This window comes from Flavobacteriales bacterium (genome assembly GCA_026129465.1).
Taxonomy (GTDB): domain Bacteria; phylum Bacteroidota; class Bacteroidia; order Flavobacteriales_F; family PHOS-HE28; genus PHOS-HE28.
In genome coordinates, this window is sequence record JAHCIA010000001.1 from 3247037 (window position 1) to 3271114 (window position 24078).

The window sequence follows — 24078 nt, forward strand, 5'->3', positions numbered from 1 at the left end:
AGGGATTTGGTTCGACAGAGGGTGCAGAACAAATATGACCATTCAAGTCCCGGCATCCAACCGATTCCGGTCATCCGCCATGAATGCGAAGGGCCGCCCCCAGCGGGGCGGCCCTTCCAACGTGGCTATTCGGTCCTGGCCGATCAGCGTACCACGGCCATCCGCTTGGTGCTGCGCGCACCATCCACGGTCAGCGTGTAGGTGTACATGCCTTGCGGCAGCAAACCCGTGTCGATGTCCATGCGGTAGTCGCCCGCGCCTTGGGTGCCGAAGAAGTTCTCCATCACCAGCTTGCCGCTGAGGTCGTGCATCTGGAAGGATACGTTCCCAGGACGCTCCAGCACGTAGGGTATGGTGGTCACATCGCTGGTGGGGTTGGGCATGTTCTGGCCCAGGCCGAAACCGGCGGCCATGTCCATTTCCTCCACCGAGACGTTCGATGGTGTCATGCGCAGACGCACCATGGGGATGAAGTTCAGGTAGAACCAGGTGGTGACGTTGGGGTGGTACACGATGGAAGACACCGGGAGCGCGAAGCCGCTGGTGGCCACGCGGGTGCGCAGGTCGCCGCCATAAGTGCGCACGCACACGGCGTATTCGACCCCCGCCTCCAACTGTATCGGTGCGAGCAGGTCCAGGTCGTAGAAGATGGCCTGTCCATTGGGCGTGAGTTCGGCGGTGTTCTGCACGGCCACGATGTCCGTCTCGCCCACGATCTGCGGGGGATCGGTGTCGAAGCGGTAGATCACCCCGTCGAAAGCGGCGCCCACCTGGGTGCCGGGAGTGGCCCCTGCCGCACGTGCCAAGGCGATCTGCACCCCATGCGCGGTGGCCGTATTCTCGATCCAGTACAGGTTGCCCGCGTGGTACTCCGGCCATTGGCCACCGCTTTGTGCGCGGTCATAGGCATTGTCGCGTGCGTTGTTGTCGTACGCATAGATGCCGGGCGATACGCGGAAGCGGCGCTCAGCCGTGTTGTCCACCGTGCGCTCATCGGGCACGCTCATGCTCAGGTTGTAGTTCACCTTGTACTCGCCTTCCACAGCCGGAGGTGTGAAGTCCGAGCGGAGGTTGTTCGTCACCACCGCCTGGGCGAGGCTGGCCACGGAAGGATCGGCGTTGAAGACAGGGGCGTTCGCCGGATCGAGCACCTGCAGGTCGAGCGCCACGTTGTTGGCGACGTTGGAACCCTCGTTGCGCACGGGGCTGCCAAGGCTAAGCGGGCGCAGCTGGCTGTAAGGATAGATCGTGTAGGGCAGCACATCGGTGAAGGAGTCGAACACCACGAAGTTGGCGATCCGGGGATCCACCAGACCCACATCATTGTCGTAGCTCTCGTACACATATACATCGTCGATCTGCCAGTGGTAGTGGCTCAAGTTGCCTGTGGCCGAACCTTCATGTGCCCAACGGATGCGCACGTTGCCGGGGTTGGAGGCGATGAAGGAGTGCAGGTTCACACGCATCGTGTAAGTGCCGGGGTCCAGGTTCACGAACTGGTCCTTGATCGCCTCTATGCGCGTGGGCCAGGTGGCGCCGCCGTCGGTGCTCACATCCACAAAGTGGCCCGAAGCGCCCGAGCAGCACCAACGCAGGCGTTGGGTCCACTCCAAGTGCGCATAAGGCGTGGTGCTCAGATCCATCACGGGCGACACCAGGTAGCCATCCCAAGTGACACAGCTGTTGGTGTTCACACAGCCGTTGTTGGCCAGGTTGCTGTCGAAGATCATGAAGCCATTGGCCACCGATGCGCTCTGGATGCGTTCTGCGGTGCTGCTGAAATCGCCATTGGGGCCGTCGGTGTCATAAAGCCAGGTGGAACCGTGCGGACCTGTTGTGGTCCAGGCGCCAAGGGGTGTGTTGCCCGCCAGGCCGTTCGCGAAGTTCTCGTAGAAGAGCACGTCACCACCGGCCTTGGCCATGCCATCGCGCGAAGCGTTGTTCTGGCCCCAGGGCAGTTCCGCCTCCTCCCAATGGGAGAGCACGGGTTGGATCTGGATCTGCGGGCGCTGCGCATGGACCGTGGCGGCCACCGCCAGCAAAGGCAGTATCGAAGTGTATCGTAGGGTCATCGTCCGTGTTTTTCAGGTTGGATGACGAAGCTAAGCAACAGATGACATCCGGCCGAAAACGGGGGCCGGGCGTTGGGCAAGTGACCGGATGATCGGAGCACCGTAAGCCCCGGGCCGGGCAATGGGTGCCCCTCATCAAGGGGTCGCCACCACGATGGTGCGTACCAGGCGGATCCCCTCGCCTTCGAGGCCCAGCAGGTAGGTGCCCGCGGCAAGCCCACTGACGTCGACGGGCATCTGATGGGAACCCTTGCCGAGTGTGCCATGGCTCCGGCTCCCCACCTCGCGACCCTGCATGTCACGCATCACCAGGCGCAATGCTGCGGAATGGTCCAGCGTGAACGACACCCAACCGCCACCCTGCATGGGCACGGGGAACACGTGGAGCGAGTTGACCCTCTCCTCGGACACTTCGGTCACTCCCACGCCATAGTCGGCGAAATGCAGGCGTACCATGGGCGTGGCGAGCATCCAACTGAGCAGGAAGTTCGGGCCTTCCATGAAGAAGGCGCCTCCCGCCGCTCCGGAGCCGCTCACAAGCACGTGCACCACGCCGTTGTCCGGATCGCTCAGGCGCTGCATGCCCACGAAGTAGTCACCGGCCGGCAGGGTGGAAGGGTTGGCGAAGGGCAGGAAGAGCGGCTCGCCTACGGCGATGCGGGCCAGGTCCTCCTCGCTGATCACATGCCGTGTGCTGGTGTCCACCAAGGCCATGTTCAGGTCCATCAGGATCGCGCGTACGACCGTGCTGTCTTCCGTGCCTGCCCCGAAGACGGCGCTGATGCCGGTGGGCGCGGTGCCACCCATGGCCAGTTCCATGCGGTTGCCGGCGATGAACACCTCGTCGCCGCCCACGAAACCCACGGGCTGGTCCTCGTCACGCGCCATGGCGCCATAGCCATCCGCCCAGTCGGGACCGGTGATGCGCATGGTGGCGTTGCCGCTGTTGTCGGTTTCGTCCAGATCGGCGACGCCGCCCGACACCGTGACACCCACATTGAGGGTCCCGGTGGTGGAAGGCGTCCAACCCGTGGCGATGGGAAGTATGGCGCTTTCGCCGGGCACAAGCAGCGGTATCGCTTCACCAGCGAAAGGGCCATGGTCCACGCCCTCGTGGTTGATGACCACCGCAGCGTTCACCTGCGGCATGGGCTGCAGTCCGCGGTTCACCACTTCCACCGCCACGGTGAGTGGCCCGGCCTGTTCCAAGGGCAACAACCGGTAGCGCAGGCTCTGGTCGCCCATGGTGAAGGGGCTCACGGAAGGGTCGTGTGTGAAGGCCTGGGCAACGCTGAGGTCATAGGCGAGCCTTTCGCGCAGGCAGATGTCATCCACGGCGAAACCGCTGGCCCATTGGCCGTTGTCGCTCCAGCGGAAGCGCAGGCGCAAGGCCGGCTGTCCGTCGAAGGCGGAAAGGTTCACCACCAGGTCCCGCCAGCCCCCCGGTTGTGCCGGCACCAGGGCCATGGTGATCCAGCTGGTGCCGTCGATGCTCGCTTCCACGTAGGCCGGCCCACCGCCCAGGGTCTGTTCATGGAACACGCGGCATTCGAGGGCTGTGCCACTGCGGCCGCCGAGGTCTATCGCCTGTGCGGTGATCGCCACCTGCTGCATGTCGCAGTTGCAGGGCGGCGCATCGTCATTGGCCATGGCGAAGCGGTTGCCGGCGGGCAGGTCGGGCACGGGGAAGAAGCCGCCCGCGTTGGCCTGCAGGGCATTGCCCACCGTCCAGGCGGGCACGAATTCTCCCAGACCGCTGCCATCGGCGGTCTGGCGCTCCACCTGCGGGCCGATGTCCCAACCGGCCGGGATGGTGCCGTCCTCGAAATCGACGCTGAAGAAGCAGGGCTGGGCCTTGGCTTGCGCATGGGCCCGGTGGCCCATGATCATCAGCGGGATCGCGGAGAGGAGCGTGAAGGATAGGGTGCGCATCAATGCTTGGTCCCGGCCACAGGGGGCAGGAGGGGGGCGAATTTACCGGACCTGCGCCGGGCGTACCCTGCGCATGCCTCATACCTCATCAGGCGATGCCCCTTCACGCGGTCTCCGTGGCGTATTCCTCCACGGGCGGGCAGGTGCATACCAGGTTGCGATCGCCATAGGCGTTGTCCACACGGCTCACCGTGGGCCAGTACTTCCACTCGCGATTGATGTGCGCGGGGAAGGCGGCCTGCTCGCGGCCGTAGGCGTGGTTCCAGGTGTCGCCACAGACCTCCTCGTTGGTGTGCGGGGCGTTCTTCAGCAAGTTGTCGGTCCTGTCGGCCTGGCCGCTCTCGATCGCGGCGATCTCCTGGCGGATGCCGACCATGGCCTCGATGAAGCGGTCCAGCTCGGCCTTGTTCTCGCTCTCGGTGGGTTCCACCATCAAGGTGCCCGCTACGGGAAAGCTCACCGTGGGCGCGTGGAAGCCGTAGTCCATCAGGCGCTTCGCGATGTCCTCCACCTCCACACCGGCCGAGCGCTTGAAGTCACGGCAGTCCAGGATCATCTCGTGCGCCACCATGCCCTCACTGCCCACGTAGAGGATGGGGAAGTGCTTTTCCAGTTTGGCCTTCAGATAGTTGGCATTGAGGATCGCGTAGCGTGTGGCGTCGGTCAGGCCTTCTCCGCCGAGCATCTTGATGTAGCCGTAGCTGATGAGGAGGATGAGGGCACTGCCCCAGGGGGCGCTGCTCACCGCGGGAATGGCCTGCTCCCCACCGGTCTTCACCAGCGGGTGGCCGGGCAGGAAAGGCTTCAGCTTGTCGTTCACGCAGATGGGGCCCATGCCGGGGCCGCCGCCGCCGTGCGGAATGGCGAAGGTCTTGTGCAGGTTCAGGTGGCACACATCGGCGCCGATCTCGCCCGGGCTGGTAAGGCCCACCTGGGCGTTCATGTTGGCGCCGTCCATGTAAACCAGGCCACCGTTCGCATGGATGGTGCCCGTGATCTCCTTGATGGCCTCCTCGTACACGCCGTGCGTGCTGGGGTAGGTCACCATCAGGCAGCTCAGGGTGTCCTTGTATTGCTCCGCCTTGGTCTTCAGGTCGGCCACGTCCACATGCCCTTCGGCATCGGCCTTCACCACCACCACCTTCATGCCCGCCATCACGGCGCTGGCCGGGTTGGTGCCGTGGGCACTGCTGGGGATGAGAGCGATGTCGCGCTTGTGGTCGCCGCGCGCTTCATGGTAGGCACGGATCACCAGCAGGCCGGCGTACTCCCCTTGCGCACCGCTGTTGGGCTGGAGCGATACCGCCGTGAAGCCGGTGGCCTTGGCGAGCGCGTCGCTCAATTCGCGGAACACCTGCTGGTAGCCTTCGACCTGCTCCACCGGTACGAAGGGGTGGATGTAGGCCCATTCCGGCCGCGTGATGGCCCAGAGGGTGGCGGCGGCGTTCAGCTTCATGGTGCATGATCCGAGTGGGATCATGCCGTGGACGAGTGAGAAATCCTTGTTCTCCAAGCGTTTCATGTAACGCATCAGCTCCGTCTCGGAGTGGTGCGTGTTGAAGACCGGATGCATGAGGAAGGCGCTCCTGCGTCGGAGATCCAAGGGCACGCTCATGTCGGCGCCGTTGCTGGAGACGGCGGGCGCCTTCGATCCAACGGCTTCCGCAAGTACGGCGATCACATCTTCCACGTCGCGGGGGCCAACGGTCTCATCGAGCGTGATGCCCACATCGCCACCACTGTAACGGAAGTTGATCCCCTGTTTCTCGGCCGCCTCCCTCACCTTCTTCACGTCCTTCACCCCGGCGAGTGTGATCGTATCGAAGAAGAAACCGTTCGCCAGGGTGTAGCCCATCGCCTTGGCGGCCTCGGCCACGGTGCGGGTGTGGGCGTGCGTGATGCGCGCGATGCGCTTCAAGCCCTCCGGGCCATGGTACACGGCGTACATGCCTGCCATCACCGCCAGCAGGGCCTGCGCCGTGCAGATGTTGCTGGTGGCCTTGTCGCGGCGGATGTGCTGCTCACGTGTCTGCAGCGCCATGCGAAGTCCACGCCGGCCGCGCCGGTCCTGGCTCACGCCGATGATACGGCCGGGGATGAGCCGTTTGAACTCCTCGGTGGTGCAGAAGAAGGCCGCGTGCGGACCGCCGTAGCCCATGGGCACGCCGAAACGCTGGCTGTTGCCCACGCAAACATCGGCGCCCCATTCGCCCGGTGGGGCCAGGAGCACGAGCGACAGAAGATCGGCGCAGACGGCCGTGCGAACACCGGCGGCCTTCGCTTTGGCCACCACATCGCGGTGGTCGTTCACGCTGCCATCCATGGCCGGGTATTGCAATGCCAGGCCGAAATAGCCGTCAGCGGGATCGAGGTCCTTCACATCGCCCACCACGAGTTCCACGCCGATCGGTGCGCAGCGCGTGCGCAGCACATCGATGTTCTGCGGGTAGAGGCCCTTGTCGGCGAAGAATTTGTTCGCGTTGGCCAGTTCCTTGGGCCGCGCGCCATACAGCATGTGCATCGCCTCGGCGATGGCCGTACTCTCGTCCAGCAGCGAGGCGTTGGCGATGGGCAGGCCGGTGAGGTCGCTGCACATCGTCTGGAAGTTGAGCAACGCCTCCAGCCGGCCCTGGGAGATCTCCGCCTGATAGGGCGTGTAGGCCGTGTACCACCCGGGGTTCTCCAGGATGTTGCGCAGGATCGGTTGCGGAATGATGGTGCCGTTGTAGCCCAGGCCGATGTAGCTGCGGAAGCGCGCGTTGCCCAGGCCCAGATCGCGCATGTGCTCCAGGAACTCCAACTCCGTCAATGCAGGTCCGAGTGCCAGCGCTCCCTGGGAACGGATGCCCTTCGGCACCGTACGGTCGATAAGTTCATCCAAGGAAGAAACCCCGATGGCGCGCAGCATCTCGGTGGTTTCCTGGTGGCCGGGGCCGATGTGGCGTTCGGCGTAGGTGACGGGATCCATGTGTGGGAAGGTGTGTGCGAAAAGCCCGCAAATATACCCGCCGGCATGTGCGCGGAAGGTCGCGTGCCCATGTGCGGAACACCGCTCCGCTTAGCCTGTTCGCGCTGGATGCCCCGGCTATCTTTGGCGCCGTCCGTGCCAAGCGGACGGTCTCCATGACAAGGTCCCTGCTCCTGCTGTTCGCCTGTGCCACCGGCATGGCGGTGATGGCGCAGGACGGGAGCCGGCCCCAAGCTCCCAAGCTGGATCGCATCCTGCTGATGAACGGCCAGATCATTGACGCGCGGGTGGTGGGCCAGAGCACGCTGGAGGTGCGCTACCTGGAGGAGACGCGCAGGGGCCGGAAGGAGCGCGCCGAACCCACCGAGAGCGTCTTCAGCGTCACTGACACCCTGGGCCGCGAGCGCATCTGGTATTTCTTCGACACGGTCTTCGGCAATGACCTCACCGTGGAGCAGATGCGCTGGTTCATCAAGGGTGAACAGGACGCGCGCCGGGGCTACAAACCGCTCTGGCCCATGCTGGGCGGTTTCCTCACAGGTGCGGGGGTCACCATCGCCCTGGACCTGGAAGTGAACTCCCTGCTCATTCCACCGGTGTACGCGGGTGCCATGGCCTTCCCGCGCGTGCACGTCACCAAGGGTTCCATCAGCGACCCGCTCATGGAGGGCGATGAGTTCTATGCCTATGGCTATGCCAAGGTGGGCCGCAGCAAGCGCGTGGTGCGGTCGTTGATCGCCACGGCGGCGGGTGTCGCCACGGGGCTCTTCGTAAGGCAGGTGCTCATCAATCCCAACCTCTCGGAACGATAGGCTGTCGTCGGTCGGATCGCGAAGGCACGGTCGCGGCTACTTTCGCCGTAGTTCATGAGCACCTTCGAGAACACCCTCGCTTTCGCACGGTCCCGCGACGCCGCCGATCCCCTGCGGGCATTCCGCCAGGAGTTCCACTTCCCACAGCATGAGGGGCGTGACGTCCTCTACTTCACCGGCAACTCGTTGGGCCTGCAGCCGAAGTCCGCTGCCGAAGCGCTGAAGCAGGAGCTGGGCGACTGGGCACGCCATGGGGTGGAGGGGCATTTCCACGCGAAGCACCCATGGTACAGCTACCACGAGGAACTTACGCCCATGCTGGCCCGGCTGGTGGGTGCGCTGCCTGAAGAGGTGGTGGCCATGAACCAGCTTACCAGCAACCTGCACTTCCTGATGGTGTCGTTCTACAGACCATCAGGGAAGCGGAGGATGATCCTCACCGAAACGCGGCCCTTCCCCAGCGACACTTACGCCTTCGCTTCGCAGATCGCCTACCACGGCGGTGATCCGGAAAAGGATCTGGTCGAAGTACAACCCCGCGCTGGCGAACACACCCTGCGCACCGAGGACATCGTTGCGCGGATCAACGAACTGGGTGATGAGCTCGCGCTGGTCTGCTTCGGCGGTGTCAACTTCTACACGGGCCAGGCCTTCGACATGGCCGCCATCACCCAGGCCGTGCACCATGTGGGTGCGGTTGCGGGCTTCGACCTGGCGCATGCGGCCGGCAACCTGCACCTGAAACTCCATGACTGGAATGTGGACTTCGCCTGCTGGTGCAGCTACAAGTACCTCAACAGCGGACCCGGCAGTGTGGCCGGCGCATTCGTTCACCAGCGGCATCTGGGCAAAGGCCTGCCGCTTTTCGCCGGCTGGTGGGGCCATGACAAGGCTGAGCGGTTCAAGATGGAGCGCACCTTCAAGCCCATGCCCACGGCCGAAGCCTGGCAGGTGAGCAACGCGTCGGTGTTCGGCATGGCCGTGCACCGCGTGGCCCTGGAGCAGTTCGATCGCGCCGGTATCGCGAACCTGCGCGCCAAGAGCGAGCAACTCACCATGTACCTCGAGTTCGTCATCACCGAAGTGGCGCAGGCGACCAACACCAAGCTGGAGATCATCACCCCCAGCGATCCCACCCAGCGCGGCGCCCAGCTCAGCATCCTCGCGCATGGCCATGGAAGGAACCTCTTCGACGGACTCACGCGCTGCGGCGTTGCTGCAGATTGGCGGGAACCCAACGTGATCCGCGTGGCCCCTGTGCCGATGTACAACAGCTTCGAGGATGTGTGGCGGTTCGGCCAGATGCTGCGAACATGTATTGTCCGCAACTGATGGTCGACCGATTATCCGATCCCCCATGAAACACATCACCATCGTCGGCGGCGGTCTCGTCGGAAGCCTGTTGACCGTTTTCCTGGCCAAGCGCGGCCACAAGATCAACGTGTACGAGCGCAGGCCCGACCCGCGCAAGACCAACGTCTATGCCGGGCGCAGCATCAATCTGGTGGTGAGCCACCGTGGCTGGACGGCTCTGAAAGCGGCGGGTGTCCATGAAGCCGTAGAGCGCATCGTGGTGCCCGTGCATGCCCGGATGACGCATGACCGCGACGGCAAGCTCACCCGCCTGCCGTACAGCATCGACGAGCGTCCCATCCACAGCGTTTCGCGTGGTGAACTGAACAAGGTGATGCTCTCTGAAGCGGAGAGACTCCCCAATGTGAAGCTGCATTTCGGCCAGCGCTGTGCCGAGGTGGACCTGGACAAGGCCACCTGCGTGTTCGAGAGCGATGCGGGCGAGCGCACCGAGGTGAAGGCCGACGTGGTCTTCGGCGCCGATGGCGCGCCCAGCGCGGTGCGCCAGGCCATGATGCGCGGCCGCTTCAACTTCAGCCAGAGCTTCATCGAGCACGACTACAAGGAGATCGCCTTCCCCAGCCATGCGGACGGCAGCCCGCAGATGGACCCGCACTGCCTGCACATCTGGCCGCGCCGGCGGTTCATGATGATGGGCCTGGCCAACCAGGACGGCGGTTTCACCGGGACGCTCTTCATGCCGCATGAGGGCGAGTTCTCATTCGATACCATCAAGGACGAGCAGGACCTGATGCGCTTCTTCGAGGCCCACTTCAAGGACGCCATTAACATGCTGCCCGATCTGGCCGAGCAGTACTTCCGCAATCCGCAGAGCAACCTCGCCATCATCCGCTGCGGTCCTTGGACGCACAAGGAAAAGGTGGCGCTGATCGGCGACGCGGCCCATGCCATCGTGCCCTTCTATGGCGAAGGCATGAACGCTGGCTACGAGGACTGCAAGGTGCTGAACGACCTGCTCAACACCCACGGCGATGACAATTGGGCCACCGTGCTCGACGACTACAACAAGGCCCGCAAACCCAACGGCGATGCCATCGCCGACCTGTCGTTACGAAACTTCGTGGAGATGCGCGACCTGGTGGCCGACCCGCGCTTCATCCTGCGCAAAAAGATCGAGGGCCGCCTGCAGCAACGCCATCCGGACAAGTGGCTGCCGCTATACAGCCAGGTGAAGTTCAGCGACATCGCCTATATCGATGCCTGGAACGAGGGCCTGCGCCACGACCGTATCATGGAGCAGGTGCTGGCCATGCCGGGGATCGAGGAGAAGTGGGAGAGCGAGGAGGTGGAGAGGAAGGTGCTGGGGTTGTTGGGTGCTGTCTGATGCGTGGCTGATCCCCACAGCCCCGCGTTGACACTTTGCCCGCCTTTGATGCGTTGCATGGTCGAGCCCCGACCAATTTCGTGTTGATGCATCGCCCGCTTGTGCTGCTGCTTGTCTTCCTGCTGGCCTGGCCCACTTTCGGGCAGGGCCTCATGTCGCGCAAGCGCCCGGACCTGATACCCTTGGATGGCAAGATCCGGCGCATGGGCTTCTATGTCGCACCGGGCGTCACTTACACACTCCCGCGCTTCAAGAACAGCGAGGAGGAACTGTATCGCGATGGCGACACCAGCCTGACCGCCCTCTACGATCCCAATGGCCGCTTCGGACTCTACCTGGAGGGCGGTGTGAGCTGGTACACACGCGACCCCGTGGTGGTGGACTACTTCGATGTGGGCCTGGCCTACAAGAACCTGCGGGGCCAGGAGGCCTTCGAGAACACCTTCACCCGGGCCGACAGTGTGGCGTTGTTCCGCGGTGAGGGCACTTTCGCCGAGCGGTTCATCTCCCTGCACGCCAACGCCAACAAGTTCATCCAGGTGCGCAACTACCAGTTCATCCAACTGAGCCTGGGCCTGAATGCCGACTACCGTTTGGGCAGCAGCTACGACCACCCGGGAGACTCCCTGCTCAACGGCCACACTTTTCCGCCGGACCTGATCGGGCAGCTGCACTTCAAACTGGGCTACGGCTTCAAGGTCACGGGCAGCCTGTTCATCATTCCCGCCTTGGAGACGCCCATCTTCAGCGTGGTGCCCGAGGACCAGGGATCCGGCCAGCTGCAATGGTTCAGCAGCCGATACCGCCCCATGATGCTCAGCGTGCGTTTCCTATGGCTGCGCGCGCGCAAGGGCTTCGACTGCCCGCCGGTGATCAAGCACAACGACTTCGAGAAACAGCGGGTGAAGGAGTACAAGCCGAAGACCTACCACCCCTGAGCGTTCAGCGCAGGAAGGGGTTGCTGCGGCGCTCGCGGCCGATGGTGGTGTCCGGCCCGTGGCCGCAATGCACCACGGTATCGTCCGGCAGCGTCAGAAATTTGTCTCGGATGCTGCTGAGCAGCGTATCCAGGTCGCCGCCGGGCAGATCGTAGCGGCCGATGCTGCCCTGGAAGAGCACGTCGCCGCCGATGATGAATTTCTCCTCTGGACAGTGGAGGGCGATGTGGCCCGGAGCATGCCCGGGCACGTGCAGCACTTCAAGCGTCAGCCCTCCGACGGCGACCAGATCACCTTCTTCCAGGAAGCCCTCCGGTTCGGGCGAGGGTTCGCACGGCACGCCGTAGAGCTGGCCTTGGCGCGGTGCGGCTTCCAGCAGGGCCAGGTCGGCGCGGTGCATCCAGGGGCGCAGGCCGAAGCGCTTGTGCACCCAAGCATTGCCCAGGACATGGTCGATGTGCGCATGGGTGAGCACAAGACGCACGGGGGTGATCGCGTTCCGCTGGAGGAATTCCTCCAGCGCATGCTCCTCGCTACGGTTCCAGCAGCCCGGATCCACCAGGATGGCCTCGCCGCCGTGGTGCACGATCCACGTGTTCTCCTGGAAAGGATTGAAGGTGAGCGAGGACGCGTTCGGCATGGCCGGAAAAAGCCCGAAATTCGTGGCATGGAAGCCGCCACCGGCCGCCGAAATTAGCCCATCCCCATCGTGCGTCGCCCCAAGTCCATGTGCCGTGCCGCCCTCGCTGGCGTGCTGCTGGCCTTCGCCGGTGCGGGCCAGGGGCAATTCTACTCAGGCTCGCAGCAGCAGTACGGCAAGAACCGGGTGCAGTACCAGGACTTCCTCTGGCAGCAGTACCGCTTCCCGGAGATGGAGGTGTACTTCTATAAGGAGGGCCGCGATCTGGCGCGCTACACCGCACAGAGCGCCACGCGCCAGTTGAAGGAGCTGGAGCGCGAGTTCGACTTCGCGCTGGACGAGCGCCTGCAATTCATCGTGTACAACTCGCTCACCGATTTCCGGCAGAGCAACATCGGCCTGGAGGGCATCGAGGGCGACAACAACATCGGGGGCATGACCCGCATAGTGGGCACGAAGATCTTCGTGTACTTCGAGGGCGACCATGTGCTGTTGGACCGCCAGATCCGCAGCGGCATCGCGCATGTGATCATCGACCAGATGATGTTCGGTGGCAACTGGCGCGAGATGCTGCGCAACGCCACCTTCATGAGCCTGCCCGCGTGGTTCACGGACGGGATCATCTCCTACCACAGCCGCCCCTGGGACGCCGAGTTGAACAACCGCATCCGCGACGGCATGCTGGCGGGGCGATACGACAAGATCAACCGGTTGGAGGGGCAGGACGCGCGCTTCATGGGCCATGCGCTGTGGAAGTACGTGGCCGACGTGTACGGCCCGGGCGTGATACCCAACATCCTGTACATGACCCGCGTGAGCCGCAATGCCGAGAGCGGGTTCCTCTTTGTTCTGGGCGTATCGCTGAAGACCCTCACCGAGGAATGCCTGGCCTACTACAAGGGCCGCTTCAGTGAAGAGGACCGCATGCGTGCCGAGTTGCCCGGCGATCCGTTGCGCATCCGCACGCGGAAGCAGCGCACCTACAATGAGTTCAAGATGAGCCCGGACGGCCGCCACCTGGCCTGGGTGAGCAACGAACTGGGGCAGTACAAGGTGTGGCTGTATGACGTGGAGAAGGGCAAGGCGAAGCGCATCGCCAAGGGCGAGAAAAAGATGGACCGCATCGTCGACCGGAGCTACCCCGTGCTCGCATGGCATCCCACGGGGCAGGCCCTCAGCTTCGCCCTCGAACGCAAGGGTCAGCTCTACATGCGCACCTACACGCTGGACGACCGCAAGACCACCGAGAAGCCGGTCTTCATGCTGAAGAAGATACTGAGCATGGACTACTCGCCCGACGGCCGCAACATGGTGTTCAGCGCCGTGCGTGAAGGGCGGACCGACCTCTACTACTACCATGTGATCGGCAACCGGCAGGAGCAACTCACGGACGACCAGTACGACGACCTCCATCCGCGTTTCGTGGACGGTGGCCGGCGCATCATCTTCAGCAGCGACCGCGCGGACGACACCTTGCGCACCAACGCCGATGTGGCCCTGGTGAACGGCTACAAGGACATCTTCCTCTACGACCTCGCCAACCGGTCGCCCATCCTTACGCGGCTGACCGCCACGCCCGACGCCAATGAACTGATGCCCGCGCAGTACGACCAGCGCAACTACGCCTTCCTCAGCGACCGGGACGGCATCCTGAACCGTTACCTGGTGCGCTATGACAGTGTGGTGAGCCACATCGACACCACGGTGCACTACCGCTACTTCACCGTGGAGGAAAGGCTCACGGACCTGAGGCGCTCCATTCTGGAGCAGGACATCCATGCCGCGAAAGGGCGCTACACACAGTTGTTGTACAGCGATGGCCGGTACCGGTTCCACACCGCGCGCACCAGCGAGGACCGTGCGGCCAACACGCCTGCGCTCCCCGATCTGGAAACCACCGATGGACAAGGAGGAGGAGGGAGCGAGGAGTTGCGTTCCGTGGTGAAGGTGCCACTACAAACGCCGAGACCCACCGGGGCCGATGCCGTGGACACGCGCAGCTATGTCTTCAGCGATGAGACCGACGGCCCGCGACCTGCGGCGAGGCAGGTGCCCCCGGGTGCGCGCCCGGCCGTGGCCGAAGCCCAGCCGGACACGGTGGCCCCCGTGCCCTTCACCTACCCTGAACAGCGCAACTACAACGTGAACTTCACCGTGGACCAGGTGATCACGCAGGTGGACAACAGTTTCTCCAGCCACTTCTACCAGCCCTTCACGGGGCCCAACTCCCTGAATCCCGGCCTCAGCGCGCTCACGCGCATGGGCGCCAGCGACCTCTTCGAGGACCACCGTGTGGTGGGTGGCTTCCGCCTGGCGCTGGACCTGAACAACAACGACTACCTGCTGAGCTACGAGAACGTGAAGCGGCGGCTGGACAAGCGTTTCACCTTCCAGCGCCAGAGCTACCAGGGCCTCACGCAGTTCACCGTGCTGAAGGTGCATACGCACAACTTCAGGTACCAGGTCAGCTGGCCTTTCAGTGAACTGGCCAGCATCCGCGCCAGCGTGATGTACCGCAACGACCGCTTCGTGCTGCAGGCCATCGATCCGCTGAGCCTGCGCGCGCCCAACTTCAACGACAACATGGTGGGCGGCAAACTGGAGTACGTCTACGACAGCTCGCTGCCACGCGGCCTGAACCTGTGGACCGGCTGGCGCTTGAAGTGGTTCGCGGAGTACTACGTGCAGCCGGACGACACCCAAAGCGACATGCAGGTGCTGGGCATGGACCTGCGCCACAGCCTGAAGATCCATCGGGAGCTGATCTGGGTGAACCGGCTGGCGGGCGCCACTTCCATGGGCAGCCGGCGCATCATCCATTTCCTCGGCGGCGTGGACAACTGGCTGTTCGCGCGGGTGGACAACACCATCCCGATCGATCCCACGCAGAACTACTTCTACCAGACCATGGGCGTGCCCATGCGCGGCTTCCTCTATAACGTGCGCAACGGCAACAGCTTCGCCGTGGTGAACAGCGAGCTGCGTGTGCCCATCATCCGCTACCTGGTCAACCGCCCGATCCGGTCTGACCTGTTCAACCATCTGCAGATCGCGGCCTTCGCCGACCTGGGCACGGCATGGACCGGCCCCGATCCCTATTCGGAGGAGAATTCCTTCAACCAGTTCACCATCTTCCGCAATCCGCTCACCATCACGTTGGACAACCAGCGCGAGCCGATCGTGGCCGGCTATGGCTTCGGCATCCGCAGCCGGCTGCTGGGCTACTTCGTCCGCGCCGACTGGGCCTGGGGTATCGATGACGGGGTGGTGCAGCCGCGCGTGTTCTACTTCTCCCTCAGCCTGGACATCTGATGATCATCGATACCCAGACCATCGGACTGCTCATCATCACCGGTCTGCTTGCCGGTATCCTCAGCGGATTCGTAGGTGTGGGCGGTGGCATCATCATGGTCCCCGCATTGGTGTGGCTGCTGGGCTACTCGCAGCATCAGGCGCAGGGCACCAGCCTGGCCGTGCTCATGTTCCCCGTGGTATTCATGGCCGTGCGCAACTATTACCGTGCGGGCATGATCGACCCCAAGGTGGTGCTGGTGATCGCGCTCGCCTTCATCGCCGGCGGCTACTTCGGAAGCAAATGGGCGCTGGCCTTGCACGCCGGTACGGTGCAGCGCATCTTCGGCGTGGTGATGCTGCTGGCCGCCCTCAAACTCATCTTCGGGAAGTGATGGCTCCAGCTCCGCTCAGCCTTGCGGTGCGCGATGGGATCGCAGCGCTGCATGGCGACATGGTAAGCTGGCGGCGGCATCTGCACCGGCATCCGGAACTCTCATTCCAGGAGCGGAACACGGCATTGTATGTGGCGGACAAGTTGAAGGCCGAGGGGATCGCGGTGCGTGAAGGTGTGGGCAAACTCACGCCAGATGCGCCAGGAACTGGACTCATCGCCTTCGTCAGAGGAGAGGCCGGACCAGGCGACAACTGTTTCGCCCTGCGTGCCGACCTGGACGCATTGCCGATCGCGGAGTCCGGCAAGCCGGCGTATCGATCCACCAACCCCGGTGTGATGCACGCCTGCGGGCACGATGCGCACACGGCCATGGTGCTGGGCGCGGGCATCGCCTTGCACCGCTTGCGCAAGGCCTGGAGCGGCACGGTGATGCTGGTGTTCCAACCCGGCGAGGAGAAGGAACCCGGGGGCGCTGCGTTGCTGATCCGTGAAGGCGTCTTCAACGATCCGAAACCCGCGGGCATCCTAGGCCAGCACGTCACACCCGAGCTGATCACGGGAATGGTGGCCTTCCGCGGTGGTCCTTTCATGGCCGCGGCGGATGAACTCTACCTCACCATCAAAGGCAGAGGAGGACATGCCGCTGTGCGCGATACGCTCGTGGATCCCATCGTGATCATGTCAGCGATGCTTCCCGCGCTGTACGATGAAGCGCGCCGTTCCATTCCGCCCGAGGAACCCATGGTGCTGAGCTTCGGCAGGGTGATCGCCAACGGTGCCACGAACATCGTTCCGGACGAAGTGACCTTGGAAGGCACCTTGAGGACCTTCGATGAAGGCACACGCGCCGCGATGCATGCGTTGTTGCAGGAGCGTTGCCTCGCCCTCGCCCAGGAGCGGGGTGGTGGCGCTGAGTTGCGGATCGTGAAGGGATCACCGGTGGTGAAGAACGACGACGCCCTCACGGCGCGGATGCGACAAGCCGCCGTGGAGTACCTGGGCCCTGACCGCGTGCTTGATGCGCCCATGCGCATGGGTGCGGAAGACTTCGCCTACTACACGCAAGTGATGCCCGGCTGTTTCTACCGCCTGGGTACCGGCGACCCTGCCAAGCCCGGAACCACCTGTGGGTTGCATACGGCGGCCTTCGATGTGGACGAGGATGCCCTGCCGATCGGCGCGGGACTCATGGCGTGGGCCGCTATCAAGGCCTTGGCCGCTGGCTGATCCAGCGGGCCTTGTGGTGTGCCGTAGGCCGGCAATCCTCCGACCTCCAACCACGCGACCTTCAGCTCCGTTCAGTTGGCCACCTCGCTCATGAACTTCAGGCGCATCAGGCGCAACTCCTCCTCGCTGTAGTCGCCATCGAACTCCTGGTGCGCGGTCTCGATGTCGTCGGTCTCGCTGTCGCGGAAGTAGTCCATGATCTCCTCCTGGGAGTCGGCCTCCAGCAGGTCGTTCAGGTAGTAGTTGATGTCCAGCTTGGTGCCACTCTGCACGATGGTCTCCAGTTCGTTGAGCAACTCGGACATGGAGAGGTTGCGTGAGCGCGCGATGGCGTCCAGCGCCAGCCGCTTGTCGATGTTCTGGATGATGTGGACCTTGTGTCCGCTCTTGTTCACCACGCTGCGCACGGTGACCTCCTCGGCCCGCTCCACGTCGTTCTCCTCCACGTAGCGCGCGATGAGTTCCACGAAGGGCTTGCCGAACTTCTGGGCCTTGCCGGGCCCCACGCCGCTCACCTGGGTGAGTTCCTCGATGGTGATCGGGTAGCGCACGGTCATTTCCTCCAAGGAGGGATCCTGGAAGAGCACCCAGGGCTGCAGCTTCAGCCGGTGACCTTCCTTCTTGCGCAGGTCCTTGAGCATGGCCATCAGTTTCTCATCCGCCGCGCCGCCCGCTTTGCCGTTCACGAAGTCCTCATCGCCGCCATCGTCGGAGCTGTAATCGCGCTCCTTGATGAACTCCACAGGGTAGGGCTTCTTCATGAACTTCTTCGCCAACGGCGTGAGGCTCAGGTTGCCATAGGTCTCGATGTCCTTGTGCAGGAAGCCATGCACCACGGCCTGGCGGATGATGGCCAGCCAATGGCGGCCTTCCTTGTCGTTGCCGGCGCCGTAGCTCTCCAGCGTATCGCCCTTGTAGTTCTTGATCTCGCTGGTCTCCGTGCCCGTAAGCAGGTCGCAGATGAACTTGGCGCGGTGGCGCTCCTTGCTTTCACGCACCGCTTCCAGGAGCATCTCCAGGTCTTCGCGCGCGTCGAAGGTCTCCTGCGGATTCTGGCAGTTGTCGCAGCTGCCGCAGTTGTCGCCCTCCATCTCCTCACCGAAGTAGTACAGCAGGAACTTGCGACGGCACATGCTGGTCTCGGCGTAGCTCACCGTGTCCTGCAACAGCTGTTTGCCGATCTCCTGCTCTGCCACGGGCTTGCCCTGCAGGAATTTCTCCAGCTTCTCGATGTCCTTGTAGCTGTAGAACGCCACGCACTTGCCTTCACCACCGTCACGGCCACCACGGCCGGTCTCCTGGTAGTAGCTCTCCAGGCTCTTGGGAATGTCGTGGTGGATCACGAAACGCACGTCGGGCTTGTCGATGCCCATGCCGAAGGCGATGGTGGCCACGATCACGTCCACATCCTCCATCAGGAAACGGTCCTGGTGGTCGGCGCGCTGTTGGGCGTCCATGCCGGCATGGTAGGGCAGGGCCTTGATGCCGTTCACCTGCAGCGTCTGCGCCACCTCCTCCACCTTCTTGCGGCTGAGGCAGTAGATGATGCCGCTGCGGCCGTCGTATTGTTTCACGAAGCGGGTGATCTCCCTGGCCACGTCGCGTTTGGGGCGTACCTCATAGAACAGGTTGGGCCGGTTGAAGCTGGCCTTGAATACGCGGGCATCGGGAATGTCCAGGTTCTTCAGGATGTCCTCCTGCACCTTTTCGGTGGCGGTGGCCGTGAGGGCTATCACCGGCACGTCCTTGATCTCGTTGAAGATGGTGCGCAGCCGTCGATACTCAGGCCGGAAGTCGTGGCCCCATTCGCTGATGCAGTGCGCCTCATCGATGGCGAAGAAGCTGATCTTGATGTCGGTGAGGAACTCCACGTTCTCCTTCTTCGTGAGGCTCTCGGGCGCCACATAGAGGATCTTGGTGCGGCCTTCCTTGATATCCTTCCGCACCTGGATGGACTCGTTGCGGGTCAGGGAGCTGTTCAGGAAGTGCGCCACGCCCTCGTCCTCGCTGAATCCGCGGATGGCGTCCACCTGGTTCTTCATCAAGGCGATGAGCGGGCTCACCACGATGGCGGTGCCTTCGCGCATGAGCGCGGGCAATTGGTAGCAAAGACTCTTGCCTCCGCCTGTGGGCATGATGACGAAGGTGTCGTGGCCGTCCAGGACACTCTGGATCACAGCTTCCTGCTCACCCTTGAACTGGCTGAACCCGAAGAACTGCTCAAGCGCCTCCTTCGGGGTAAGGTCTACGTGGATCATGTGGCAAAAGGGACCGGAACGAGGCCGGTTGGATTCAACGCTTAAATGTAACGCATCGCCGCATTCCAGCGAACGACTTTTAACAACGCTTGGCGCAACGGCATGATGACCGGTGTATTGCGTGTGACCGACGGGACCTGTGCGCAGGACTACAACTTACTTTGTCCTGCCACGAGGGCTCTCGCGGGCATTGGGCCTTGTGCCCGCCGCCCGAACAACCAGCTACCACATAACATGGAGAAGCTTCGCATCAGCACCATCATGGACGCCCTGATCCAGTGGGCACCACTGGAATTGCAGGAGGATTATGACAACTGTGGCCTGCAGGTGGGTGATCCCTCAAACGAGGTCGATTCGGTGATGGTTTGCCTGGACTGCACCGAAGCCGTTGTGGAGGAAGCGGCGGCCATGGGCTGTGGACTCATCATCAGCCACCACCCGGTGATCTTCAGGGGATTGAAGGCGCTGACGGGCCGCGACCATGTGGAACGCACGGTTCTGGCCGCGATCAGGCGCGGCATCGCCATTCTTTCGCTGCACACCGACCTGGACAATGTGGTGGATGGTGTGAATGGTGAGATCGCCCGGCTGCTGGGCTTGAAGTCCGTGGGCGTGCTCGATCCCAAGCCGGGCCAGCTTCGCAAGCTGGTGGTCTTCGTGCCGCACGAGAAGGCCGAGGCGGTGCGGTCGGCCCTTTTCGCTGCCGGTGCAGGGCATATCGGGGGCTACGACGAGTGCAGTTTCAACCTGCAAGGAACGGGGACCTTTCGTGCTGGGGCCGGCACCAGGCCCCATGTGGGCCGGCAGGGTGAGCGGCACCAGGAGCCCGAGACCCGTGTGGAGGTGATCCTTGTGGCGCATAGGGAAGCCGCGATCCTGGCCGCCATGCGCCGTGCCCATCCTTACGAAGAGGTCGCCTATGACCTGTATCCCTTGGCCAATGAGCATCCGGGCATTGGCAGCGGCCTATTGGGGGAGTGGGAGAAGCCCTTGACCGAAATGGACTTCCTGGCCCGGTTGAAGGAGGTCTTCCAGCCCGGGATCTTCCGCCATACCAGGTTGCTGGGCAGGCCCATACGGCGCGTGGCCCTTTGCGGGGGATCGGGCGCCTTTCTGCTGGGCAGGGCCCTTGGCGCCCAAGCGGATGCCTTCATCACCGGGGATGTGAAGTACCACCAGTTCTTCGATGCCGATGGCCGGCTCTTGCTGGCTGACATCGGACACTATGCCAGCGAGCGGTCCACCATGCACCTGATCCAGCGCAGGTTAGGGGAACTTTTCCCTACTTTTGCGGTCCGTTTGACGGAAACCGTCACGGATCCCATACACCATTATTGACCCCATGGCGAAGAGCGACGTGAAGGCCCCGGCCAAAAAGGCCAAGGCCCCGGAGACCAATGGCAAAGTATCCGGGACCATCCCGAAGGCCGATACCACCATCGCGGAGAAGCTTGTGGAACTGTATCGCCTGCAACATTTCGATTCGCAGGTGGACAAGATCCGGATCCAGCGTGGCGAGCTGCCGCTGGAGGTGCAGGACCTCGAGGATGAGGTGGCCGGCCTGGAAACCCGATTGAAGAAGCTGGAGGAGGACCTTGCCGAGGTGCAGAACCAGGTGAGCGACCGGCAGAACATGATCAAGGACGCCAAGGCCCAGATCAAGAAGTACGAGGCCCAGCAGTCCAAGGTGCGCAACAACAGGGAGTTCGATTCCCTGACCAAGGAGATCGAGTTCCAGAACCTGGAGATCCAGTTGGCGGAGAAACGCATCAAGGAGGCCAAGGCCACCTTGGAGACCAAGAACCAACTGGTGGTGGAAAGCAAGTCGCTCTATGAGGAGCGCTTGAAGGACCTGCAGGTGAAGAAGAAGGAATTGGACTCGATCATCGCCGAGACCGAGAAGGAGGAGAAGGAACTCTTGAAGAAGAGCGCCACGGCTTCCAAGCACATCGAAGAGCGGCTGCTGAGCGCCTATCACCGCATTCGGAGCAACGCGCGCAACGGTCTGGGGGTGGTGCCGGTGGAACGAGGCAGTTGTGGTGGGTGCTTCAACGCCATTCCGCCACAGCGCCAGCTGGACATCAGCAGCCACAAGAAGATCATCGTTTGCGAACACTGCGGCCGCATCCTGGTGGATGAGTACGTGGTGGACCGCGTCAAGGGCGAGTGAACCCCTCGGCCATTGGGATCGCGAAGGCTCCTGTTCCGCAGGGGCCTTCGTCTTTTATGTCGGTCCTCAAGGGCGCAGGCTCACCGTGAGGAGCGCGTGATAACCGCGCCGGGTCTCCGAGGCGGGGTCGACCGTCCAGGGGTCGTAGATGAAATGCTCCACGCCCCGCTGCGCATAGTTCAGCCCCAGATCGATGCCCAGATGGTCGCCCCGGTATCCAAGGCCACCCGCGTAGACCTTGAGCGCCTGGCCTTGGCGAGCATCAGCGTCCACGTAGGGATCCGCACTGATGGACCAGCCGAGCCGGTAGTACCAATGTCCCAACCGCCATTCGGTGCCCACCCGCAAGGCATGCGCAGGCCGGAAGACGCGCTCGATGACGCTGTTCTCGAAGGCGAAATCGTAGTCGTCCAGGATCCTGCTGCTGGCCCGCATGCGCATGCGGCGGAAGTCGGTGTATTCATAGTCCACGCTGAAGAGCGCGTGGGCGCCGGCCACATAGGCAGCGCTGAGGATGCCGCGCCAGGGGGTGTTCACGCGGTAGCTGAAGAGGCCGTCGGGTGAACTCGCGAAGTACTCGAAGGCCCCATTGGCGTCCGGCGTGCGGAACCGGGTGCGCATGCTCGTGTTGTACCCGTCATTCAACTGCATCCACTGGGGGCTGTGCCAGGCGAGGCCCATGCGGAAGCGTTCGGTGATACGGCCGATGATGCCCAGCTTCACATCGAAGCCGCTGCCAGTGATCGTCAGATCCTCCCGGTATCTCACCTCTGCCAGGTCCAGGCTCCCATCGCGCGTGGTCTCCGTGTGCGTGGTGGTGCGTTGGAACCGGTGGCCGGCGATACCCACACTGACGCCCACATAGAGCGCGTCCAGGTAGTTGCCGGAATAGAAGAAGGAAGTGGTGTTGCTGCGACCACGCGATTCGATCGTGTGGATCTGGTCCGTGGGCGAACCGAAGGGGATTAGACTGACGTAACTGGTTCCAGCGGAGTCCAACGGGTCTATGGCGTAGGTGTCCCAAGCCAGGCCGGCGGTGAAGGGAAAGAAGGTGAACAGGTCGCTGTCCTGCGTGCCTTCCGCTTCATACACGAAGCCCTGCAGAATGGTGCTTGGCACGTCCCTGCCTTCCACCAACCGGCGCCAGTTGTGGGTCGCTTGCCTGTCATAGACCACGCCGAAGGTGCCGCTTCGCCAGTCACTGTCGCGGTCCGAAGGGTTGTTCAGGACCAGGGCGACATTGCCGAGGTTGAACCGGCTTTCCGTGTCGGCCGCGCGGGTGCCATAGAAGTCATTGGCGGCGTCGTTCACCTCCATGGCCGGGGTGATGCTCAGCTCACTGGTACGATAGAGTCCGAAGCCTGCGGGGTTGATGGAGATCGAGGCCGGATCGGCACCCAAAGCTCCGAACGCGTTGGCCATACCAGCGCTTCGGGCCGTGCCCAATGGCCGGATGCCGCTGATCCGCAGGGCATCCTCTTCATTCTGCGCCAAGGCCGGAGCGCACGGGAACGATGCCAGCAGGAACAGCCCCCATGGTATGCGCGCATCCATCCACCTCATGCTGATGCTGGCCAGTGATCAACGGGGCCTGCCACCGCCACCGCCACCTGGGCGGCTTCCTCCACCTGCTGGAGCTGGGGAGGAGAAACCGCCACCACCGCGGTCGAAGCCACCACCACTGTTGCGCTCCCCACCACCACGAAGTTGGAAGCCACCCTGGTCGGGCGAGGGTCGGGATTCGCGCATTTGACGTGTGCGCGACGGCGGTTCATTGGATGGTCGCTGCTGGGGCAGGATCAAGGGACGGTCGCCGCGATCTTGGAAGCCACCCTGCACGGGTGCGGTGCGTGGTGGGCGTGAACTGCTCGGCGTGTAGGCCGACTCCCGCACCTGCGGCCTCAGGCTCACCGGGTCGCGGGTTGGCATTCCGGTCTTTGGCCCGCTGGATCCCGGGCGGCCGCCGCCCCCGCCACTGATGCTGGGACGATGGCCCACCACCGTGCCGCTGGATCCGCCGATGATGACCGGGGAGTAGCAACTGAAGCAATTGCCCATGGGTCCCCAGTAAGGTCCGTAACCATATCCGCCATAGAAGGGGTCATGCCAACCCATGGGGCCGCCCCATCCATAGGGGTTGCCCCATCCCCAATTGTTGAAGCCGGCTGGACCCCAAGGGCTGCCCCAGCCGTAGCCCATGCCCATCCACGGGTTGTTCCAACCCATGCCGCTGCCCCAACCGTAGCCCATGTTCCAGTGGGGCGACATGCCCCAGCCATGGCCCATGCCCATGCCCATGCCCCAACCCGGGCCGTTCCATCCGCTCTGCCAGCCCATGCCGGTGCCGAATCCGAAACGCCCGTAGTTGTAGTAGTACGGGTCGTTGTAGGCCATGTCATAGTAGTTGCGCGGCGAATTGTACTTGTTCGCTGTCGCGGCGTCATAGTAATCGTCCGTGGCGCTGCCCGAAGGTTCGGTGCCGGCCTTCTTGGATGCTTTCGCAGGCGCCTGGGAGGGCATGAAGTACACATCGTCGCGCACCTGCGCCGTATCACGCATTCCGGCACAGGAGGTCAACAGCACGGCGGCGATCGCCGTGGAAATCAGGATGCTCTTGTTGGTGCTCATGTCCTTCCGGTTTGTCCCCGGCCATCGCCCTTCGGCCCTGACCGGGA

Annotated in this window: 16 protein-coding genes; 9 read left to right on the forward strand and 7 right to left on the reverse strand. The window is 63.4% G+C overall.

What is annotated here, in order from left to right; translation table 11 throughout:
- Positions 1–143: 143 nt before the first annotated feature.
- The 3 genes from KIT10_13700 to gcvP all read right to left on the reverse strand — a co-directional run bounded on the left by KIT10_13700 (position 144) and on the right by gcvP (position 6972).
- Entirely contained in the window at positions 144–2072 is a 1929-nt protein-coding gene (locus KIT10_13700) for a T9SS type A sorting domain-containing protein (GenBank protein MCW5900316.1), read from the reverse strand.
- A gap of 135 nt (positions 2073–2207) precedes the next feature.
- Entirely contained in the window at positions 2208–4004 is a 1797-nt protein-coding gene (locus KIT10_13705) for a hypothetical protein (protein ID MCW5900317.1), read from the reverse strand.
- 103 nt (positions 4005–4107) lie between these two features.
- Positions 4108–6972, reverse strand: a complete 2865-nt coding sequence (gene gcvP / locus KIT10_13710; GenBank protein MCW5900318.1) for an aminomethyl-transferring glycine dehydrogenase — start codon at positions 6970–6972, stop codon at positions 4108–4110.
- Between the two features lie 155 nt (positions 6973–7127).
- On the opposite strand from gcvP, the gene KIT10_13715 reads away from it, so the two are divergent.
- The 4 genes from KIT10_13715 (at position 7128) to KIT10_13730 (ending at position 11420) form a co-directional block, all read left to right on the forward strand.
- A complete protein-coding gene (locus KIT10_13715; protein MCW5900319.1) occupies positions 7128–7784 on the forward strand; it encodes a hypothetical protein in 657 nt (218 codons plus the stop codon).
- 54 nt (positions 7785–7838) lie between these two features.
- On the forward strand, positions 7839–9116 hold the full coding sequence (gene kynU / locus KIT10_13720) for a kynureninase (GenBank protein ID MCW5900320.1): 1278 nt from the start codon (positions 7839–7841) through the stop codon (positions 9114–9116).
- A 25-nt stretch (positions 9117–9141) separates the two neighbouring features.
- A complete protein-coding gene (locus KIT10_13725; protein MCW5900321.1) occupies positions 9142–10482 on the forward strand; it encodes an FAD-dependent monooxygenase in 1341 nt (446 codons plus the stop codon).
- An 86-nt stretch (positions 10483–10568) separates the two neighbouring features.
- A complete protein-coding gene (locus tag KIT10_13730; GenBank protein MCW5900322.1) occupies positions 10569–11420 on the forward strand; it encodes a hypothetical protein in 852 nt (283 codons plus the stop codon).
- Positions 11421–11424: 4 nt separating this feature from the next.
- Here the strand turns inward: KIT10_13730 and KIT10_13735 are convergent, their stop codons facing one another.
- Positions 11425–12060, reverse strand: coding sequence for an MBL fold metallo-hydrolase (locus KIT10_13735; GenBank protein MCW5900323.1), 636 nt, complete (start codon positions 12058–12060; stop codon positions 11425–11427).
- A gap of 69 nt (positions 12061–12129) precedes the next feature.
- On the opposite strand from KIT10_13735, the gene KIT10_13740 reads away from it, so the two are divergent.
- From KIT10_13740 to KIT10_13750, 3 genes are read left to right on the forward strand one after another with little or no spacing between them, the layout of a single operon-like run.
- A complete protein-coding gene (locus tag KIT10_13740) occupies positions 12130–15372 on the forward strand; it encodes a PD40 domain-containing protein (protein MCW5900324.1) in 3243 nt (1080 codons plus the stop codon).
- Entirely contained in the window at positions 15372–15746 is a 375-nt protein-coding gene (locus KIT10_13745) for a sulfite exporter TauE/SafE family protein (GenBank protein ID MCW5900325.1), read from the forward strand. Before KIT10_13740 ends, KIT10_13745 begins: the two co-directional genes overlap by 1 nt.
- Before the next feature lie 59 nt (positions 15747–15805).
- Positions 15806–16975 (forward strand): amidohydrolase, encoded by a 1170-nt coding sequence (locus KIT10_13750; GenBank protein MCW5900326.1) that lies wholly within the window; start codon positions 15806–15808, stop codon positions 16973–16975.
- A gap of 71 nt (positions 16976–17046) precedes the next feature.
- On the opposite strand, the gene recQ is transcribed toward KIT10_13750, so the two are convergent.
- Entirely contained in the window at positions 17047–19233 is a 2187-nt protein-coding gene (gene recQ / locus KIT10_13755) for a DNA helicase RecQ (GenBank protein ID MCW5900327.1), read from the reverse strand.
- A gap of 234 nt (positions 19234–19467) precedes the next feature.
- On the opposite strand from recQ, the gene KIT10_13760 reads away from it, so the two are divergent.
- Positions 19468–20571, forward strand: a complete 1104-nt coding sequence (locus KIT10_13760; GenBank protein ID MCW5900328.1) for a Nif3-like dinuclear metal center hexameric protein — start codon at positions 19468–19470, stop codon at positions 20569–20571.
- 4 nt (positions 20572–20575) lie between these two features.
- Complete coding sequence (locus KIT10_13765; GenBank protein MCW5900329.1) at positions 20576–21403, forward strand: hypothetical protein; 828 nt, start codon at positions 20576–20578, stop codon at positions 21401–21403.
- A 66-nt stretch (positions 21404–21469) separates the two neighbouring features.
- Here KIT10_13765 and KIT10_13770 read toward each other — a convergent pair whose 3' ends face one another.
- Both KIT10_13770 and KIT10_13775 read right to left on the reverse strand, forming a co-directional pair.
- A complete protein-coding gene (locus KIT10_13770) occupies positions 21470–22966 on the reverse strand; it encodes a hypothetical protein (GenBank protein MCW5900330.1) in 1497 nt (498 codons plus the stop codon).
- 18 nt (positions 22967–22984) lie between these two features.
- Positions 22985–24031: a hypothetical protein gene (locus tag KIT10_13775; protein MCW5900331.1), complete on the reverse strand. Its 1047-nt coding sequence runs from the start codon at positions 24029–24031 to the stop codon at positions 22985–22987.
- Positions 24032–24078: the final 47 nt, after the last annotated feature.